Origin of the sequence: Marinomonas rhizomae (genome assembly GCF_003315485.1) — a bacterium.
GTDB classification, from domain to species: Bacteria; Pseudomonadota; Gammaproteobacteria; order Pseudomonadales; family Marinomonadaceae; genus Marinomonas; species Marinomonas rhizomae.
Map to the genome: position 1 here is coordinate 87,421 of NZ_QNSE01000008.1, position 19,161 is coordinate 106,581.

General features: G+C 44.1%; 13 protein-coding genes and 1 CRISPR repeat array. Of the genes, 4 read left to right on the top strand and 9 right to left on the bottom strand.

Annotated features, from left to right (window positions below; genetic code table 11):
- Positions 1-2: 2 nt before the first annotated feature.
- Positions 3-3,931: a CRISPR direct-repeat array (repeat unit 28 nt; unit sequence CTTCACCGCCGAACAGGCGGCTTAGAAA).
- A 401-nt stretch (positions 3,932-4,332) separates the two neighbouring features.
- Positions 4,333-5,574: an MFS transporter gene (locus DFP80_RS11490; RefSeq protein ID WP_113916941.1), complete on the top strand. Its 1,242-nt coding sequence runs from the start codon at positions 4,333-4,335 to the stop codon at positions 5,572-5,574.
- Positions 5,575-5,634: 60 nt separating this feature from the next.
- Here DFP80_RS11490 and DFP80_RS11495 read toward each other — a convergent pair whose 3' ends face one another.
- The 6 genes from DFP80_RS11495 to gap form a co-directional block, all read right to left on the bottom strand.
- Positions 5,635-6,108 (bottom strand): Lrp/AsnC family transcriptional regulator, encoded by a 474-nt coding sequence (locus tag DFP80_RS11495; RefSeq protein WP_113916942.1) that lies wholly within the window; start codon positions 6,106-6,108, stop codon positions 5,635-5,637.
- A 275-nt stretch (positions 6,109-6,383) separates the two neighbouring features.
- Positions 6,384-7,451, bottom strand: a complete 1,068-nt coding sequence (gene purK / locus DFP80_RS11505) for a 5-(carboxyamino)imidazole ribonucleotide synthase (protein ID WP_113916944.1) — start codon at positions 7,449-7,451, stop codon at positions 6,384-6,386.
- A 3-nt stretch (positions 7,452-7,454) separates the two neighbouring features.
- Positions 7,455-7,946: a 5-(carboxyamino)imidazole ribonucleotide mutase gene (gene purE / locus DFP80_RS11510; protein WP_113916945.1), complete on the bottom strand. Its 492-nt coding sequence runs from the start codon at positions 7,944-7,946 to the stop codon at positions 7,455-7,457.
- A 212-nt stretch (positions 7,947-8,158) separates the two neighbouring features.
- Entirely contained in the window at positions 8,159-8,629 is a 471-nt protein-coding gene (locus DFP80_RS11515; RefSeq protein WP_113916946.1) for a methylglyoxal synthase, read from the bottom strand.
- Positions 8,630-8,635: 6 nt separating this feature from the next.
- Positions 8,636-10,084 (bottom strand): pyruvate kinase, encoded by a 1,449-nt coding sequence (gene pyk, locus DFP80_RS11520; RefSeq protein WP_113916947.1) that lies wholly within the window; start codon positions 10,082-10,084, stop codon positions 8,636-8,638.
- A gap of 81 nt (positions 10,085-10,165) precedes the next feature.
- On the bottom strand, positions 10,166-11,179 hold the full coding sequence (gene gap, locus DFP80_RS11525) for a type I glyceraldehyde-3-phosphate dehydrogenase (protein ID WP_113916948.1): 1,014 nt from the start codon (positions 11,177-11,179) through the stop codon (positions 10,166-10,168).
- Between the two features lie 383 nt (positions 11,180-11,562).
- Here gap and edd point away from each other — a divergent pair, with 383 nt between their 5' ends.
- Positions 11,563-13,377 (top strand): phosphogluconate dehydratase, encoded by a 1,815-nt coding sequence (edd, locus tag DFP80_RS11530; RefSeq protein WP_113916949.1) that lies wholly within the window; start codon positions 11,563-11,565, stop codon positions 13,375-13,377.
- Between the two features lie 269 nt (positions 13,378-13,646).
- Here the strand turns inward: edd and putP are convergent, their stop codons facing one another.
- Both putP and hexR read right to left on the bottom strand, forming a co-directional pair.
- On the bottom strand, positions 13,647-15,143 hold the full coding sequence (putP, locus tag DFP80_RS11535) for a sodium/proline symporter PutP (protein WP_113916950.1): 1,497 nt from the start codon (positions 15,141-15,143) through the stop codon (positions 13,647-13,649).
- 445 nt (positions 15,144-15,588) lie between these two features.
- Positions 15,589-16,455: a transcriptional regulator HexR gene (hexR, locus tag DFP80_RS11540; protein WP_113916951.1), complete on the bottom strand. Its 867-nt coding sequence runs from the start codon at positions 16,453-16,455 to the stop codon at positions 15,589-15,591.
- A gap of 91 nt (positions 16,456-16,546) precedes the next feature.
- Here hexR and DFP80_RS11545 point away from each other — a divergent pair, with 91 nt between their 5' ends.
- Together DFP80_RS11545 and ung are read left to right on the top strand one after the other, a co-directional pair.
- The gene (locus tag DFP80_RS11545; RefSeq protein WP_158601353.1) at positions 16,547-17,422 is read left to right on the top strand and encodes a choline kinase family protein; all 876 of its coding nucleotides are present in this window, start codon (positions 16,547-16,549) and stop codon (positions 17,420-17,422) included.
- 43 nt (positions 17,423-17,465) lie between these two features.
- Entirely contained in the window at positions 17,466-18,188 is a 723-nt protein-coding gene (ung, locus tag DFP80_RS11550; protein ID WP_113916953.1) for a uracil-DNA glycosylase, read from the top strand.
- A gap of 51 nt (positions 18,189-18,239) precedes the next feature.
- Here ung and ygfZ read toward each other — a convergent pair whose 3' ends face one another.
- Complete coding sequence (gene ygfZ / locus DFP80_RS11555; protein ID WP_158601352.1) at positions 18,240-19,157, bottom strand: CAF17-like 4Fe-4S cluster assembly/insertion protein YgfZ; 918 nt, start codon at positions 19,155-19,157, stop codon at positions 18,240-18,242.
- Positions 19,158-19,161 lie beyond the last annotated feature (4 nt).

The window sequence follows — 19,161 nt, forward strand, 5'->3', positions numbered from 1 at the left end:
GCCTTCACCGCCGAACAGGCGGCTTAGAAAAGATTCTGGCTTTGGCCTCCGTTGATCATTCTCTTCACCGCCGAACAGGCGGCTTAGAAAGCGCACTACAAACACTTCATCACGACTAGAACCTTCACCGCCGAACAGGCGGCTTAGAAAATTCAAACGTGGTGTCATCGTCATCACCATTCCTTCACCGCCGAACAGGCGGCTTAGAAAAACATAGCGAGTAACAATTGTCCGTTAATCGTCTTCACCGCCGAACAGGCGGCTTAGAAACAGGTCATTATTCAACGTTTTGGGGCTTTTGCCTTCACCGCCGAACAGGCGGCTTAGAAAAGCCTGACGCGTTGGTCTACTGACGGATTGACCTTCACCGCCGAACAGGCGGCTTAGAAATTGTATGGTGTTTAGTCCATAGAGCGCCTCGTCTTCACCGCCGAACAGGCGGCTTAGAAAGATCCGTAATTTCGGGCTGAGTCGCATTGTAACTTCACCGCCGAACAGGCGGCTTAGAAAAGATTCTGGCTTTGGCCTCCGTTGATCATTCTCTTCACCGCCGAACAGGCGGCTTAGAAAGCGCACTACAAACACTTCATCACGACTAGAACCTTCACCGCCGAACAGGCGGCTTAGAAATTGATAAATTCAGCTTGCGTTGTGCCCGACCACTTCACCGCCGAACAGGCGGCTTAGAAAGAGTTTTTATTGGTAGATAACACTTATCAAAACTTCACCGCCGAACAGGCGGCTTAGAAAAATTGCCGCTACATCATTAGCAGTAACACCGCCTTCACCGCCGAACAGGCGGCTTAGAAAAATGCGCCATTTTCGGCAATCGCAAATTTCGCCTTCACCGCCGAACAGGCGGCTTAGAAAATTCCGTGACCCTGATTTTCTAACAGCGTGATCTTCACCGCCGAACAGGCGGCTTAGAAACACAAATAACGATTGGGGTGTTTTTGATAATACTTCACCGCCGAACAGGCGGCTTAGAAATACTAACCCTGTACATATATTGTAGCTCTGTGCTTCACCGCCGAACAGGCGGCTTAGAAATACACCATCATTCAATCTAACTAACCCCGCATCTTCACCGCCGAACAGGCGGCTTAGAAATATCGCTCGATTCATGTTGAACAATTTTGACACTTCACCGCCGAACAGGCGGCTTAGAAAAATGAGTTAACGTATCAGCCTGGCATAACCACCTTCACCGCCGAACAGGCGGCTTAGAAAAAAGCGCAAGAAGAAGCCCAAGCGCAAACAGACTTCACCGCCGAACAGGCGGCTTAGAAAAGCGCAAAGGGGACGAAAATTATCAACATACTCTTCACCGCCGAACAGGCGGCTTAGAAATCATAGAACTTACTGACTCGTGACCCTGACTTCTTCACCGCCGAACAGGCGGCTTAGAAACGTCAAAAAAATAGTATTTCACACCCAGATCCCTTCACCGCCGAACAGGCGGCTTAGAAAACATATTGAAAATTCGAACATCAGAATCATAACTTCACCGCCGAACAGGCGGCTTAGAAAAAGGAAGGCTGGCGGTTTTTACGGACTGACTACTTCACCGCCGAACAGGCGGCTTAGAAATAGTAACACCAAACATTACTGTCGGAGGCTACCTTCACCGCCGAACAGGCGGCTTAGAAAGTGGTGAAACCGTTGTTTATTTGTCCGGTAGCCTTCACCGCCGAACAGGCGGCTTAGAAATCAATATAAAGCCCGCCTTCGCGCTCTTCCAGCTTCACCGCCGAACAGGCGGCTTAGAAAGCGTTACGAGTGATCGCATTTAACGCACTCTCCTTCACCGCCGAACAGGCGGCTTAGAAAACGATCATATCCACATATATTGGTCGAGAGAACTTCACCGCCGAACAGGCGGCTTAGAAATCGAAATTTCGAATCTTATATTGAGATTGAAACTTCACCGCCGAACAGGCGGCTTAGAAAATTGCAGTGGCAACGGACGGGCAAAACCTAATCTTCACCGCCGAACAGGCGGCTTAGAAAAATGCTGACCGAGTGCAACAAATGGCCATTGCCTTCACCGCCGAACAGGCGGCTTAGAAATTTGCTTACGTTGTTGATTGTGTGGCGTTCAACTTCACCGCCGAACAGGCGGCTTAGAAAGCGGGCTTGCCTGCGTCGTCGCAACGGGTTGGCTTCACCGCCGAACAGGCGGCTTAGAAAGCCGAGCCGCCTTTGTTTTGAATGGTGACACTCTTCACCGCCGAACAGGCGGCTTAGAAAAAGCGCTTCAATCTATTGAAAGTTTGGTTGGCCTTCACCGCCGAACAGGCGGCTTAGAAAAGCGTATAACTGATCGTGCCTACGTTTTCGTTCTTCACCGCCGAACAGGCGGCTTAGAAAAACATCAAAACAGACGCAGCGGATAACATCGGCTTCACCGCCGAACAGGCGGCTTAGAAAGTTGTCTTTTAAAACGTCTTCAAAATCGCTCACTTCACCGCCGAACAGGCGGCTTAGAAAATGATGGAAAAATACAAAGGCCATTTCGTAGACTTCACCGCCGAACAGGCGGCTTAGAAAACTCGACAGCATCGTCTTTTACGGTCTCAACTCTTCACCGCCGAACAGGCGGCTTAGAAATGCTTGATTTGACGTTGTGCCGCCTCCTCCGCCTTCACCGCCGAACAGGCGGCTTAGAAAGATTACAATTGAAGACTCAGTGAACGAAGACACTTCACCGCCGAACAGGCGGCTTAGAAAGTTGAGATTGGTGAATTGAATGTAATGGTCTTCTTCACCGCCGAACAGGCGGCTTAGAAAGTGTAGCGTTGTATACCCGCCCACCCGAATCGCTTCACCGCCGAACAGGCGGCTTAGAAAAGACTAGGATCTAGAGTCTGGCAGACTAGAAACTTCACCGCCGAACAGGCGGCTTAGAAAAGTAAGCTTAGCAAGATCGCTGGGCACTCTACCTTCACCGCCGAACAGGCGGCTTAGAAATCCCAGCGCTGGCGGGCTTCTTGATCCGCATTCTTCACCGCCGAACAGGCGGCTTAGAAAGAAGTCTGCATGGAAAATACAAGAGCGTATCGCTTCACCGCCGAACAGGCGGCTTAGAAACTTTTTCTCTTTCTCCCAGGCCTCAATTTGCTCCTTCACCGCCGAACAGGCGGCTTAGAAATTTTTTTGTCAGAGTAAAAAAAGGTGGTAATCCTTCACCGCCGAACAGGCGGCTTAGAAAAAGATCAAGCCGCGCAAGGCCTAGCAGTAGAACTTCACCGCCGAACAGGCGGCTTAGAAAAAATACATCAGGCTGGGTGATGAAATATTGTCCTTCACCGCCGAACAGGCGGCTTAGAAAAATACAGGGTGCGTTCACACTCAAAACAACTTCTTCACCGCCGAACAGGCGGCTTAGAAACAGAAAACATGAATTGTGATCCGTTCTTTTTCCTTCACCGCCGAACAGGCGGCTTAGAAATCGCGGCCCGCAAATTCATTAGCCATTTTAGTCTTCACCGCCGAACAGGCGGCTTAGAAATTTTAACAGCTGTGCGTCGCCTTCAAGGTCTACTTCACCGCCGAACAGGCGGCTTAGAAATACATTCTTCAGATTGATCGCTCTGATTGCTTCTTCACCGCCGAACAGGCGGCTTAGAAAGTCAAAAACGTCAGCCCACGCCACGCGATCACCTTCACCGCCGAACAGGCGGCTTAGAAAGCTACTGGATTCATTACGTTACCGTCAGCATCCTTCACCGCCGAACAGGCGGCTTAGAAAATCAAGCGTGGCCGAGCCATACAAATAGTATACTTCACCGCCGAACAGGCGGCTTAGAAAAACGATTACTGGATGCAAAGCGGTGTCGACAGCTTCACCGCCGAACAGGCGGCTTAGAAATGACCGATTCCCGCGCGCTTTCTGTTAAGCGGCTTCACCGTCGAATAGGCGGCTTAGAAACTTAATTGCTATAAATATCTAGCGCTACAGCTCTTCACTGATGCGGTAGGTAGAAACTGTATGTATCATGGCTGGAGTGTAATTTAATATGGAGGGGGCGAAGAGGTTCCCCTTGCCTTAGTGTGTGGGTAAAAGTCTGTAGTTTAAGGTGAGTGCTGTGATCGGTCTTTACTAATGTGTTGTTTTATCTCCATTGGCTTGCTTGATCCTTTTTGTTATTGGAAGGTGATATGACGGTTTTTTACAGGGTCTGCAGGTAGGTAAATCCGTATTACTTTGTTGATCGTTTTGTGAAATTCATTAGTTTTTAAAGTGAGGTATTTTACTTCTCTATTATTCTAATTTTTAAAATGAAATTTTAGTGAGTGTGCAGTGAGAAAAGGTATAAATAGAGTATTGCCATGCTAGAGCAAGAAGCGAAAAAGAAGGTAGATAGAATAAATATTTTTAAACTGGTTGTTTCTCAGTTTTTAATCAACTTAGGGGATGTTCTGATTAACCCAAAAGTGACTTTACCATGGCTGTTACAAAGTTTGGGTGCTCCTTTGTATTTATTGGGGTGGTTGGTTCCAATTCGTGAATCTGGATCTTTATTGCCGCAGTTAATTATCGCTCATTTTATTTATAAAGTGAAAATCCGCAAATGGGTTTGGGTGCTAGGTAGCGTGATTCAATCTTTATGTGTAGTCGCGATAGGGTGCGCCGCTTTGCTACTCGAGGGAGGAAGCGCTGGTTGGGCTATTATTGCAGCATTGATGATTTTTAGTGTGGCAAGGGGGCTTAATTCGGTAGCGTCAAAAGATGTACTTGGTAAAACGGTTGAAAAAAATAAGCGCGGAAGAGTCACAGGGTGGTCGTCTAGTGCTTCTGGGCTTATCACAATAGGTATTGCAATCTGTACGTTATTCTTCCTAGGAAGCTTTCAGGGAAATACGAGCCTTTATGTGTGGGGGATTGCTTCTGCTGCACTGATTTGGCTTGTTGCTGCTTTAATATATTCTTTTGTGAAAGAGCCTTTGAGTGAAGTTGAAGGGGAGGGAGCGAGTTTAAATAGTGTCTTTAAAGAGCTCAGTTTATTAAAAACGGACTCGGTATTTCGTGAGTTTGTTATTGCTCGCTCGTTATTTTTATGTGCTGCATTGAGTGCTCCCTATTATGTATTGATTGCTCAACAAGGGGCTGAAAATACCATCTTTATTTTAGGCTCATTTATTTTGGCGAGTGGTTTGGCTTCTCTGTTGTCTTCTCCTTTTTGGGGGCTTTTTTCAGACTATTCTAGTCGAAAAGTAATGGCTGCTGCTGCCTTGTTGAGCGCGTTTACAGGTATCATTTTATTTTTAACGGTTAACTTTTTTTCTGAGGCTAGCTTTGCAACATGGATTGTTGTAGTTCTGTATTTTATTTTAAGTGTTGCTCATCAAGGTGTCAGAATAGGTCGTAAAACTTATTTGGTGAATTTAGGTGAGGGGAATAAGCGAACGAGCTATGTATCAGTAAGTAATACTATTATTGGGTTTATATTACTGGCTATGAGCAGTGTTAGTTTGCTGACTTACTCTATTTCTTTAGCCTCTCTTGTGTTGGTGTTTTCGCTCATTACTTTAGTGGGCGTTTATGTTGTTATTCGTTTACCTGAGGTCTAAAAAGCGACGCCTTGATGATATTTCAGCAGTCAGGGCTTTGTCGCTTCTATCTGTTCTTGGTTAATTAGGTAGCGGGATTGAAGGTGCGTGTTTTACACGGTTGAGAACAACGGTGGAAGTTAAGTCTCGGATGCAAGGCTGGCTGGCGAGGGATTCGCTTAGAAATGTTGACAGTGTTGGGAGGTTTTCGCTAATAACTCGTAGCCAATAATCTGCTTCACCGCTTACCGAGTAGCATTCCAATATTTGGGGGATAGCTTCAATGGCTTTTTGGAATTCTTGATCTGAATTCTTAATGCTCTTATCAAGAGTGATGTTTACAAAAGCGGTTACTTGGTAGCCTAATTCGCTTGCATTAAGTTGAGTAAAGTAAGCTTCAATTAAATTGTTTTGCTCTAATCTTTGTAGTCGCCTTGAGCATTGGGAGGGAGAAAGATTGACTTGTTCTGATAGTGCAACATTGGTGAGTCTTGCATTGGCTTGAAGGGCTCGAAGCAAGCGCCAATCATAACTATCTAGTTCAAGGTGGTTCATTCAAGGTTCCTTATCAGCATCAAAGAGTGCTGCTTTTCTTATATTGAGTAAGCTGATTTCAGCTAGATCAATTAGAATAAGGAGTTTTGTAAAGTAAACAAGTTTAAAAATGTGAAATCTTCTATTTTTTAGACATTTTTTTGCACGTTTCTTGGTTTTTCTCTCAATTAGAAATGCTGGGATGTTGCGCTTTGCTCTGTATAAGAAAATGCCGCTTGTCATTTTGACAGCGGCATTTTTTGTTGGTTAATAAATATCTAGTTTTGAATAGGTATTTATTGCTTAGGTAAGTTTTGAGCTAACCATTCTAAGGCTTCTGGGTAAGGCGGTGGAAGATCTAGCTTTGTTAATGCTGACTCTAATACCGAGGAGTTGCCGGAACAAAAGTTTAGGTGGCCAACTTTCCTTCCTGGGCGAACTTCTTTTTTATACCAGTATAGTTCTAAGCTTTGTAGGTTTAGCCAATCATAGTTGAGGTCGACGCCAATTAAGTTGACCATCATACTTTGATTTTTAACTTCAGCTGGAGCTAACGGAAGGCCTGTAACTGCACGTACGTGATTTTCAAACTGGCATACACTTGAGCCAGCTTGTGTCCAATGGCCACTGTTGTGAACTCTTGGGGCAAGCTCATTGATGAGTAGATGATCACCTACACGGAAGCACTCCATCGCCATTACACCCACATAGTCTAAGGCGCCCATAAGTTTGCTTAGCATCGCTTCTGCTTTACTTTGCAAAGGTTTTAGGCGTTCTAATGGAGAGATTGAAGCGTATAGAATTCCATTAATGTGAAGGTTCAGTGTGAGTGGATAAAAATGCATTTCACCATTTTTGCCTCGAACACCGACTAATGACACTTCTTCATCGAAATTGATGGCTTGCTCAGCTATTGCCTGGCCTTTCCAGTCTTCAGGTATCTCAATGCCTTCTGACTGTTTTAACCAATATTGGCCTTTGCCATCGTAACCACCGCGGCGTCGTTTCATCAGCACGCGCTCGCCTAATGTCTCATGAGCTTTTGTTGCTGTGGAATTTGCTTCAACAGGAAACCATGGCGCTGTTGCTAGTTCAAGGCGGTCTAGCCATTGCTTCTGGGTTAGACGATCAGCAAGTTGAGGGAAGGTGGCCAAATTAACAAAATTGCTATGTGTAGCAAGTTGCTTAGTCGCCACGGTTTCAGGCCATTCTTCTCTTTCTGCTGTCACGATATCAGTTGGACCTAGTGCTATGGCCTCGGTTGATTCAATATCAACTGGACGAACATCAATGCCAATTGGTGTTCCAGCTTGTTTCAGCATAGCGCCTAATTGACCGGCTCCTAATACCCATAGAACTGACATAGATTAAGCCTCTCTTGGGTCTGGGTTTGCTAATACGGTTTCTGTTTGATTGGCTCTAAATGTTTCAATTTTTGTAGCAAGTTCAGGGTTTGAAATAGCGAGGATCTGACAAGCTAATAAACCTGCATTGAACGCACCTGCTGTGCCAATAGCCAGTGTTCCAACGGCAACGCCTTTTGGCATTTGAGCAATAGACAGTAAGCTGTCCATGCCATTTAGTGCTTTGCTTTGCACTGGCACACCCAGAACAGGCAAGCGTGTATGAGCAGCAACCATGCCTGGCAAGTGAGCAGCGCCGCCAGCGCCGCCAATAATGACTTTAAAGCCTTTGTCTGCAGCACTTTCTGAAAACTCTGCAAGTTTGACTGGTGTTCGGTGAGCGGAGACAACTTCGACGTGATAACTTACGCCAAGAGCGTCCATTATTTCGGCGGCGCCTTCCATTGTCGCCCAGTCACTTTTTGATCCCATTATTAGGGCTACATCTGCTTGCAAAATTCTTCTCCTATTGGTGGTGCTCAACGCGGTGCTGAGGGGCTGATACGTTGAATCTAACAAGTGAGTTTATCTTTACGTAAATATGGCCTAACACATTTATGCATGACAATAATTGGCGGCTAATATAGCGGATTTTGTGGGAAACCGCGAGCTTTGAGGTTGTTTGAAGTGCCATGTTGCTTGATGAGAGCCAGAAAAAGAAAGAGCGACTATAGTCGCTCTTGGAGGTATTTTTCATAATCTGGGATTTGTCGTTCAAATTCACTTTCGAATAAAGGAGACGTGACCAGAAAATTAGCGGAAGAAACACTACAAGCAATCGGAATGTTCCAAACCGCTGCGACTCTGAGAAGTGCTTTAATGTCAGGGTCATGAGGCATAGGTTCAAAAGGGTCCCAGAAAAAAATCAGCACATCAATTTTACCTTCTGCGATGAGTCCACCAAGTTGCTGGTCGCCACCGAGAGGGCCGCTAATAAGAGACTGTACTGGAACATTCAATTGTTTTTGCATTAAATTGCCAGTGGTACCAGTGGCCATCAGATTATGTTTGATCAGCTTTTCTTTGTGCCTTTCTGCCCACTCGATAAGAGCGGGTTTCATGTTGTCATGAGCAACCAGAGCGACGTTTTTACGCTCTGGAGTCGTGATCGTTTTTTGTTGCAATGTTTGGCTTTTCACTGTGACTTATTCCTCAACAGCGCCAACTTTGACGACTTTCATCATATTGGTTGTGCCGTAGCTCACTAAGTGGTCGCCTTTTGTGACAATGACTAGATCGCCATCTTTGATTAGACCAAGAGACTTAACGTGGTCAACTAAGCCTGCAACGATAGTGTCTACATTGAACTCTTGTGAAGAGAAGGATACTGGCGTTACGCCACGATATAGATTGACCTTGTTCAGTGTCGCTTGATTTGGAGACAAAGCATAGATAGGTAAGCCCGAACTGATGCGAGACATCAGCAGTGGTGTTGTACCTGACTCCGTCAAGCTGATAATTGCTTTTACGCCTTCCAAATGGTTTGCGGCGTACATAGCAGACATCGCAATGGTTTCATCAATACTTGTAAAAGTGACATCAATACGGTGCTTAGAGCGATTAATTGCTGGTTGCTTTTCAGCGCCTAGGCAAACGCGATTCATGGTTTTGATAACTTCTTCAGGGTAGGCGCCTGCGGCTGTTTCGGCAGAAAGCATAACAGCGTCGGTACCATCTAGAACCGCGTTGGCCACGTCAAATACTTCTGCACGAGTTGGCATTGCACTGGTGATCATGGTTTCCATCATTTGCGTTGCGGTAATAACTGGGCGGTTCAACTGGCGACAACGCTTGATCATGTGTTTTTGTACACCGATTAATTCTGCGTCACCAATTTCAACACCTAGATCGCCACGAGCAACCATGACAGCGTCAGAGGCAAGAATAATGGCATCCAAGGTTTCATTGTCAGCAACGGCTTCAGCACGTTCTACTTTAGAAACAATACCTGCTTTAAGGCCAGCGGCTTCCGCTAGAGCGCGGGCTTCGTGTAAGTCTTCTGCGCTACGAGGGAAGGACACGGCTAAGTAGTCAGCGTTTAATGCTGCAGCTGTTTTAATGTCTTCGCGATCTTTATCAGTTAGTGCCGCAGCAGACAGGCCACCACCTTGGCGGTTGATGCCTTTGTTATTAGACAGGGCGCCACCTACAATGACTTTTGTGATGACTTCTTGACCTTTTACTTCTAATACTTCCAAGACAACGCGACCATCATCAAGTAGTAAAATATTACCTGGTTGAGAGTCTTTTGCTAGTTGCGGATAGTCAATGCCTACGCGAGTTTCGTCGCCGTTGTTCTTATCAAAACCCACATCAAGAATAAACGTTGCGCCATCTTTCAGTTCAACTTTGGTGTTTTTGAAACGTGCGATGCGAATTTTAGGCCCTTGTAGGTCACCAAGAATGGCAACATGACGACCATTTTTCTTTGCCATTTCACGAACAACCTCAGCGCGATTGATGTGATCTTCTGGCTGACCGTGAGAGAAGTTTAAACGAAATACGTTGGCGCCTGCCAAAATCAATTTTTCGATCATTTCTGGGGAGCTGGAAGCTGGGCCTAAAGTGGCAACAATTTTAGTTCTACGAGTCATTTTAAATACCAAAGATTAGAAAGCGTGATATGAAGTATAAGAGACGACGAAGGCTGCGTCAGCAGCCTTCGTGTATTTTGACTATTTTGCAGCCATTAATGCGATAGTATTATCAAGCATTCTGTTCGAGAAGCCCCATTCGTTGTCATACCAAGCCATTACTTTTACTAATTTACCTTGTACACGAGTTTGTGTCGCATCGAAATTAGACGTGTAGGCGTTGTGATTGAAGTCAGAAGAGACAAGTGGCTCATGATTAACATGCAATACTTGTGCAAGAATTGGATCTGCTTTAATCGCGTCTTCAATGATGGAGTTTATTTCTTCTACCGTGGTTTCACGTGGTGCTAAGAAGGTTAAATCTACTAGTGAAACGTTAATAGTCGGTACTCGAACAGAAAGACCATCAAACTTACCAACAAGTGCAGGTATGACAAGACCAACAGCTGCCGCCGCGCCAGTTTTACTTGGAATCATGTTCATTGCTGCCGCACGAGCACGGTAAAGGTCTTCATGATAAACATCTGAAAGGCGCTGATCGTTAGTGTAAGCGTGAATGGTTGTCATCAAGCCGCTTTCAATACCAAGCTTTTCGCTTAATGGTTTGGCGAATGGGGCTAGGCAGTTAGTTGTACAAGAAGCATTGGAGATAACGGTCATGTCAGATGTAAGGATATCTTGGTTTACGCCATATACAACCGTTGCATCTACTTCTTTGCCAGGAGCAGAGATGATCACTTTTTTCGCGCCTGCGGTAATGTGAGCGCTGGCTTTTTCTTTTGTCGTAAAGAAGCCCGTACATTCATAAACAACATCAATTCCTAACTCTGCCCAAGGTAGGTCTGCTGGGTTACGCTCAGAGAAAGTGCGGATTTTATCTTTGTTTATGTATAGAGCTTCTTCATCAAAGGTAACCTCTTCGTTGAAGCGGCCGTGAACAGTATCGTATTTCGTTAAATGAGCGTTGGTTTTTGAATCGCCAAGATCATTAATCGCTACGATTTGGATTTGATCACGCTTGCCTGATTCATACAAAGCTCTAAGCGTATTGCGTCCAATGCGTCCATAACCGTTGATAGCTACCTTAATCGTCATACTCACCTCTAACATTGTGCGAAAGTTGCCTGATGTTCGAATTCGAACAACATGCGTTCAATTTTGTTGTTTACGTAAAAATACTACATAAGTAATTTTTTAAGCAAGGATTAGTAACAAATTCTTGTCAATTTGGCTATTTTTTGACCATCTATTGATCTACAACTAACATTGTACAGAATTATGTTACAGAAGTTCGGGTATTTTATCTGAAGAAAAGGCTTTTTCGAATTGTTTATGTAAAAAAATTACATAATAGTGCAATTTTATTGAGTTTTTATCTGATTTTGGCGTGAAATAAATTAAAAATGTAGTAATATTACATAATGTAATGGCGTCAGGCAGTTTGCTGAGATAGCTGAATTAATAAAACGGAGAGAAGCATGAATCCGATTGTTGCCAAGGTAACGAACGACATCATTGAGCGAAGCAAAACGTTGCGCGAGCAATACCTTAAAGATATGAAAAAATCGCAAGAGCAAGGGCCGCACAGAGGTAAATTGTCTTGTGGTAACTTGGCTCATGGTTTTGCAGCATGCCAACCTCAAGATAAGCAAAAGCTGACTCTAATGGAGGAAGCCAATATAGGCATCGTATCTTCTTACAATGATATGTTGTCAGCTCATCAGCCTTACGAAAGTTATCCCGATCAAATTCGTGCAGCGGTTAAAGAGATGGGCTCTATGGCTCAGTTTGCTGGCGGCGTACCTGCTATGTGTGATGGGGTTACCCAAGGGCAAGACGGCATGGAGCTTAGTCTGTTTAGTCGTGACAATATTGCGCAGGGGGCAGCAATCGCGCTTTCACATAATATGTTTGATGCGGCTATCTATTTAGGCATTTGTGACAAAATTGTACCCGGCCTTTTAATCGCTGCGCTGCGTTTTGGTCATTTACCTGCCTTGTTTATTCCAGCGGGGCCAATGCGTTCGGGTATTACTAACGCGGCCAAAGCGGCGGTTCGTCAGCGTTATGCCCAAGGCCAGGCAACTCGTGAAGAGTTACTTGAGGCGGAATCTGCTTCCTATCATAGTGCTGGTACTTGTACTTTTTACGGTACAGCTAACTCGAATCAGTTGTTGGTCGAAATTATGGGGCTTCAGCTTCCAGGGTCTTCTTTTGTTAATCCAGATGATCCATTACGAGGGGCTCTGACTAACTATGCTTCACAGCTATCTACCAAGATCACGGCGTTAGGTCGAGATTACCGACCTCTATATGAAATAGTTGATGAGCGTAGCATTGTTAACTCAATTGTTGGTTTATTGGCGACTGGTGGCTCAACAAACCACACCATGCATATTGTTGCTTATGCTCGAGCAGCCGGCATTATTGTTACTTGGGACGATTTTTCTGCTTTATCCAAAGTAGTACCATCTCTAACTAAAATCTACCCGAATGGCCAAGCCGATATAAACCATTTTCATGCGGCTGGCGGTATGGCGTTTCTGGTTAAGCAGCTACTGAAAGGTGGTCTTTTGCATGAAGATGTCAATACTATCGTTGGTAAAGGCTTATCTCATTACACTAAAGAGCCATTCTTAGATGGTGATAATCTAGTATGGCGCGATGGAACTGATGAAAGCTTGGATCTGAATGTGGTGCGTCCTATTGATAATCCGTTTAGCAAGGAAGGCGGTTTGGCCTTATTAAAAGGCAATCTTGGTCGCTCTGTGATTAAAGTCTCTGCTGTAAAAGATGAAAATCGAATTATTGAAGCGCCTGCCGCGGTGTTTCATAGCCAAAATGCCTTGGCTGATGCTATTGCAAGTGGTGAATTGAAACGTGATTGTGTTGCTGTTGTTCGCTTCCAAGGGCCTAAAGCATTAGGTATGCCTGAGTTGCATAAGTTAACGCCATATCTTGGTAATTTACAGGATCAAGGCTACCGAGTGGCGTTAGTGACAGACGGTCGTATGTCTGGTGCATCTGGTAAAGTTCCTGCCGCGATTCATTTGACGCCTGAGGCGTTAGCTGGAGGCTTGATTGCAAAAATTCAGGATGGCGATATGGTTCGTTTGGATGCAATTGAAGGGACTTTGTTTGTATTGGTTGCAGATGAAGAGCTTAATAAGCGTGAAGCAGCCCAGCAAGATTTAACTGACTCTCATCAAGGTATGGGACGTGAACTATTTAGCGCGCAACGTATTCTAGTAAGTGGCGCGGAACAAGGTGCTTGCAGCTTGTTTAATGATTAAACTTTTCCTCTGACTACTAACATTTGTTAGTAAATGGTGTTTAGGGGCTTGTTTCAAGCCCCATTTTTTTGCCTGTAATTTGTCCTCTGGTTTGTCGTTTCAGTTTTTTGCATTCTACTCCTCCTATTAGATGGAGATCGGGGGGGGAGGCAATTAAATACCCTTTTGTCTAAGTCCAGTATCTATATGTTAAAGATAAAAAAGCCCGAATCTGAAGTAGATTCGGGCTTTCTTGTTTTTTTAAGTAATGATCTCTAAGAGCTGATTACTTAGTCCATTGTATCTAGAGCTTTTTCGTATTCGTCAAAAGAGTCTGTAACAGATTCTTCTGGAGCGCCTGTTGCTAGGCTTACTACAAAAATGGCAATAGTCGAGAGTAAGAAGCCAGGAACGATTTCATAAAGGTCGAAAATACCACCTGTTAGCTGCTTCCATACCACAACAGTCACGCCACCAATAACAATACCTGCTAGAGCGCCGTTACGGTTCATATTACGCCAGAACAAGCTCAGCAGGATAGCTGGGCCAAATGCAGCGCCAAAGCCAGCCCATGCATAGGATACTAGGCCAAGCACAGAGCTTTCAGGGTTCAATGCAAGCACTAAAGCAACAATAGAAATAGCGACAACGGCAAAACGTCCAACGTTGACGATCTGTTTTTGTGTTGCTTCTTTATTGAAGAGCTGTTTGTAAAAATCTTCAGCTAGTGCAGAGGAAGATACCAATAGTTGAGAATCTGCTGTACTCATGATCGCCGCTAAGATAGCTGCAAGAAGAATACCGGCCACAACAGGATGGAACACCGCATTAACAAGAATCATGAAGATTTTCTCAGGATCAGCAAGATTGCCTGATAGGCTACTATCAACAAAGTTGATGCCAACTAAGCCGATAAGCAGTGCGCCGGCCATGGAAATAAATGTCCAAATAACCGCGATACGACGTGCTGTCTTGATGTCTTTATTGGAGCGAGATGCCTTGAAGCGCGCTAGGATATGCGGTTGGCCAAAATAACCTAGGCCCCAGGCGACGAGAGAGATAATCCCGATTGCTGTTAAAGGTTCGCCACTGACGTTTGTCCAGATATTGAGTAAGTCAGGGTTTTTTGCCATCAAAGTGCTAGACAGTTCTGACCAGCCGCCATCAAGAGCAACAAGAGGGACGATTACTAATGCCGCACTCATCATCAAACCTTGAACAAGGTCTGTCCAAGCCACTGCAAGGAAACCACCAAATAGAGTGTAAGAAACAACACACACGGTGCCGATAACTACTGCATAGGTGTAATCTAAGCCAAACACTGTTTCAAATAGTTTACCGCCTGCAACCAAGCCGGAGCTTGTGTAGAACAAGAAGAACAGCAAAATAAATAGAGCTGAGATAGTTTGAATAAGTTTGGATTTGTCATTGAAGCGAATAGACAAGAAATCTGGAAGAGTCAGAGCGTTATTTGCTTTGATGCTGTAAGTTCTTAGACGTTTTGCACAGATTAGCCAGTTAAGCCATGTTCCGACAAAAAGGCCGCCAGCAATCCAGAAAGACTCTAAACCTGCGGCAAAAGCATAACCAGGTAAGCCAAGTAGTAACCAGCCACTCATATCTGAAGCGCCTGCAGATAACGCGGTAGGCCAAGGTCCTAAAGAGCGCCCACCAAGAAAGTAGTCTTCAGAGCTGGAAGTTCGTTTGTAAGCGTACAGCCCAATTCCTAGCATAACTACTAGATAGGCTAGGAATGTAAAGCTGATCGCATAGCTGCTTTCTATCATAATTGTCCCCTAATGAAGTTATTACGGGTGAAATAACCTTGAATAGATAAGGTTATTTATCAGTGTGGATCGTATTTATCCTTGTATTGCGATGTTCAGCAATACTTACTACTGATCGAAAGATGGCGCTTTAAAAAGCAGCGTCTAAATCACACCCGAAAGAGTTATAATTGTTAAGTCGTTGTTGTGATAGTCATTGATTTAATATGTAAGAATAATCAACTTCCCGTAAAGAGAATGGATCGCATTATGACATATTTCAAGACCTGAGCCGATTTTAAGTGGCTCCGGTGGGATAATCTTTCAAATTTCTCTGACAAAATTACGAAAAAATCTGATGTGATGAACAAATTGGCCAGTTTGGATAAATATTTTTTATTTAGGGTGATGTCACAAAACACGCTGAAAGCTCAAGGTGCATTGTATGCGCCTTGAGCCTTTTTGATTATTTCTTTTCAATTTTCGGTAATCGAGTATCTTGTACGCTTTGCTTAAGCTTTTTAAGGTGTGCGTTGAACTCTGGGCCCCGCTTCAGAAGTACACCAGTTGCTAGAGCGTCAATCAAGGTTAGGTACACGATACGTGAGCTCATCGGTGTATAGATATCTGTATCTTCTGTCTCTTCAATCGGTAAGACAATAGAACAGTGCTCGGTAAGAGGGGAGCTAGGGTTAGTGATGCCAATAACTGTTGCGCCAGCTTCACGAGCAACTCGGGCTGTTTCTATTAAGGGTAGTGTGCGTCCAGTATAGGAAATGATAACGATAGCATCGCCTGAATGTGCGCCAGCTGCAGCCATTCGTTGTACCAAAATATCTGTATAAGCAACAACAGGCATGTTTAAACGGAAGAATTTATGGTGTGCATCTTTGGCAACTGGGCCTGATGCGCCTAAACCATAGAATTCGATCCGACGCGCTTGTGCTAATACATCAACGGCTCGGCTTATCAGTGACTCAGGTAAAATATCCTGAGCTCTGGTGAGGTTGTTTTTAGCGGCTTCAAAAATTTTCGCTGTAACGGCGCCTGGAGCATCGTCAGGTTCTACGTTTAAGTTAACGTAGGGTGTGCCTGTCGCAAGGCTTTGGGCAAGTGATACTTTAAAATCAGGAAAGCCACTACCGATTAGACTACGACAAAAACGGTTAACCGTAGGCTCACTCACTTCCGCTCTCGCTGCTAGTTTTGCAATACTTGAATGGATAGTTGTTTTAGGATCGGCAAGGATGGCTTCCGCTACTTTTCGTTCGGATTTGCTCAACGTGCTCAGTCGTTCTTGTATCTTACGAATAATGTCTTCGTGTTTAATCATTGATCTGCTTCAAAGTTGGCTATTGACTCGGAATGTTCAGTTGTTCATTCTGACAGCCGCTTACAATTCTGGCAATAAAAAAGGATTTAAAATGACTAACTTAACCGCCCATTTTGATAAAATGGCGAGGATTTTGCCTGAATTTAATAAAATTCAAGTGATACCTTTTGAAGAAGGCTTTTCTAACAAAGTATATCGCTTGGATTGGAACTCGGTTCCTCAAATAGTGCTTCGGGTCCCCGCTTTGGATGAAGTAGCGTTTGGTATTGATAGAAAAAGTGAAATGAGCGTCTTGCTAGCTGCTGCAGAGTCTGGAATTTCACCGTCTGTGTTGTGGCATGACGGTCAGGGGGTCTTTGCCTGCCAGTATGTGGCTCAGCCTTCCTTGAATTGGGATGTCTCGCATTCCCTAACTAGTATTGCCAGAATTGCTCGGATTTTGGCTCAGGCACACACCTTGCCAGAGGTGAAGCATCCCTTTTGTATTTATGAATTGATAGAACATTATTTGCTGTCGATTGAGTCTTTTTTGCCGAATCGCTGTGATCTTCAAGAAGAGGTTGGATACTTACGCGGGCTGTTTTCGAATTTGCCCCGTGTAGACCCTAGCGACTCTCCTGTGGTCTGCCATAATGATCTGAACCCGAAAAATGTTTTAATAGATGATCATGAAATTTGGGTGATTGATTGGGAGTACACTGGTATGGGCGACCCTTTATTTGATTTAGCCGTGGTGGCTCGCTCTCATAATTTAACCTGTGAGCAACAAGTGTATTTTATACAAAATTACGATGACTCCCTAGATGTTGAAACAACGTTGCAAAAAATGGCCAAATACAGTTTAGCGTATTCGTTACGAGAGATGGCGTGGTTATTGTTAAAGCACTTAACTACACCCAATGACCCAGACTCTTGGCCGTATTATGTGGACTTTAAAGCCATGCCATCACTAAATCCTTTTTTGTGAACGTCATTAATTTAATAACCTTTTTATCCGCTAAGAGTGAAAAATGATGTTAATTCCAAGTTGGCAAACACGTTTGACTGATGAATTTAATAAAGACTACATGCTGGCTTTACAGCGTTTTTTGTTTTCGCAACAACAGCAGGGTAAAGTGATCTATCCGGCTGAATCTGAGCGTTTTTCAGCATTAAACCAAACGCCCTTTGAGTCAGTTCGGGTAGTGATTCTTGGGCAAGATCCTTATCATGGCGAAGGCCAAGCCCACGGTTTAGCTTTTTCGGTAAATTCCAATATTAAAGTACCGCCGTCATTAGTGAATATCTATAAAGAGCTTGAGATGGATTTAAAAATTCCACCTGCGCAACATGGCTTTTTGCAGCAATGGGCAGAACAAGGTGTTTTATTGCTCAATAGTGTGTTGACTGTCGAAGCGAGCAAAGCAGGCTCTCATCAAAATAAAGGTTGGGAAGTTCTCACGGATAAAATCATTGAGCTGATCAATATCGAACATCAAGGCGTCGTCTTTATGTTATGGGGAGCTTATGCGCAGAAAAAAGGTCGTTATATTGATCGTGATAAACATTGCGTATTAGAAAGCGTACATCCATCACCTTTGTCGGCGTATCGAGGTTTTCTGGGGTGTCAGCATTTTTCGAAAGCGAATGATTACTTAGTCGGTTTTGGCAAAGAGCCGATAAAGTGGGCATTAGAGCCTGTTGGACATGAAGGTGAAGTAGAGCAAAATTTGCAGATTGGTTTGCCATTTTAAAAGAGTTGATGGCGGCTATTTAGCGCTATCAACTCGTTTAAAATATATCGATTATTTCTTGGTATCAATTGGGTAGGGAAGTGGAAGTAAGGTGATTTTTTGGTTATCCAAAAGAAGTTGTTCTGTTTCGCTTGGGTCAATGTTTAAGATAACCTGCGCATAATGTGTGTCTTGAATGTGGGTGGTAGAAAATACTTGGCCTATACTCTTTCCCTGCTTATCGACAATGTCTTGTGCCGCATCTAGATTCCCTTGCCAAGTCACTAACGCCAGCTGTTTTTTTGATTTGCCTCTGTATTGCATGCGAGCAACGATTTCTTGTCCTGTGTAACAGCCTTTTGTAAAGCTGATGCCTCCGGTGCTTTGCATATTAAGCCATTGAGGTAAAACCGTTTCACTTTGTTCTAGGTTAATCAGTGGGCGAGCCGAAAGTATGGCTAAGGCGGCCAGTTCTTGGTTTTTTTCTTCAATTGGAGTGTGGCTTGCTGGCGTAATGAGCCATTGAGTTTCTAATGGCTCATTACTAACAGTCACTGTGATAATGTCACGACTTTGAGTTGTTGTGAAAAGAGGCGATGTCGTATTCACATCAGCTTCTGTTTTTTTAGTGGCTAACTTAGTATAAATCGCAAAACTATCTTGTTCATCAATCAATTCGGTTTTGAAAAATACGGCATACTTTTTCAGGTGTGATAACGTTTTTTCGACTAGATCTTTGGCCATTATCATTAGCAAATCGTCGTCACTTTGAACGACATAAAAGCTGCTGATAATGCGTCCTTTAATACTGCAGATTGCACCGTACAACCCATTCTCCTGTGATAGTTTGTTCATGTCGCAGGTTGTTTGGCCTTGGAGGAGTTTTTTTGAATCCGTTCCAGATACCCGCAAAACAGCGATATCTTGCTGCTTTATGACGACGTCTTTGTTTTGTAGTGTTGAGTCAATAATATCGTGAAGCGAAGTCATAAGA

Coding starts and splice junctions, on each gene's coding strand:
- DFP80_RS11490 (WP_113916941.1), top strand. CDS start 4,333: ATGCTAGAGCAAGAAGCGAAAAAGAAGGTAGATAGAATAAATATTTTT.
- DFP80_RS11495 (WP_113916942.1), bottom strand. CDS start 6,108: ATGAACCACCTTGAACTAGATAGTTATGATTGGCGCTTGCTTCGAGCC.
- purK (WP_113916944.1), bottom strand. CDS start 7,451: ATGTCAGTTCTATGGGTATTAGGAGCCGGTCAATTAGGCGCTATGCTG.
- pyk (WP_113916947.1), bottom strand. CDS start 10,084: ATGACTCGTAGAACTAAAATTGTTGCCACTTTAGGCCCAGCTTCCAGC.
- gap (WP_113916948.1), bottom strand. CDS start 11,179: ATGACGATTAAGGTAGCTATCAACGGTTATGGACGCATTGGACGCAAT.
- edd (WP_113916949.1), top strand. CDS start 11,563: ATGAATCCGATTGTTGCCAAGGTAACGAACGACATCATTGAGCGAAGC.
- putP (WP_113916950.1), bottom strand. CDS start 15,143: ATGATAGAAAGCAGCTATGCGATCAGCTTTACATTCCTAGCCTATCTA.
- hexR (WP_113916951.1), bottom strand. CDS start 16,455: ATGATTAAACACGAAGACATTATTCGTAAGATACAAGAACGACTGAGC.
- DFP80_RS11545 (WP_158601353.1), top strand. CDS start 16,547: ATGACTAACTTAACCGCCCATTTTGATAAAATGGCGAGGATTTTGCCT.
- ung (WP_113916953.1), top strand. CDS start 17,466: ATGATGTTAATTCCAAGTTGGCAAACACGTTTGACTGATGAATTTAAT.
- ygfZ (WP_158601352.1), bottom strand. CDS start 19,157: ATGACTTCGCTTCACGATATTATTGACTCAACACTACAAAACAAAGAC.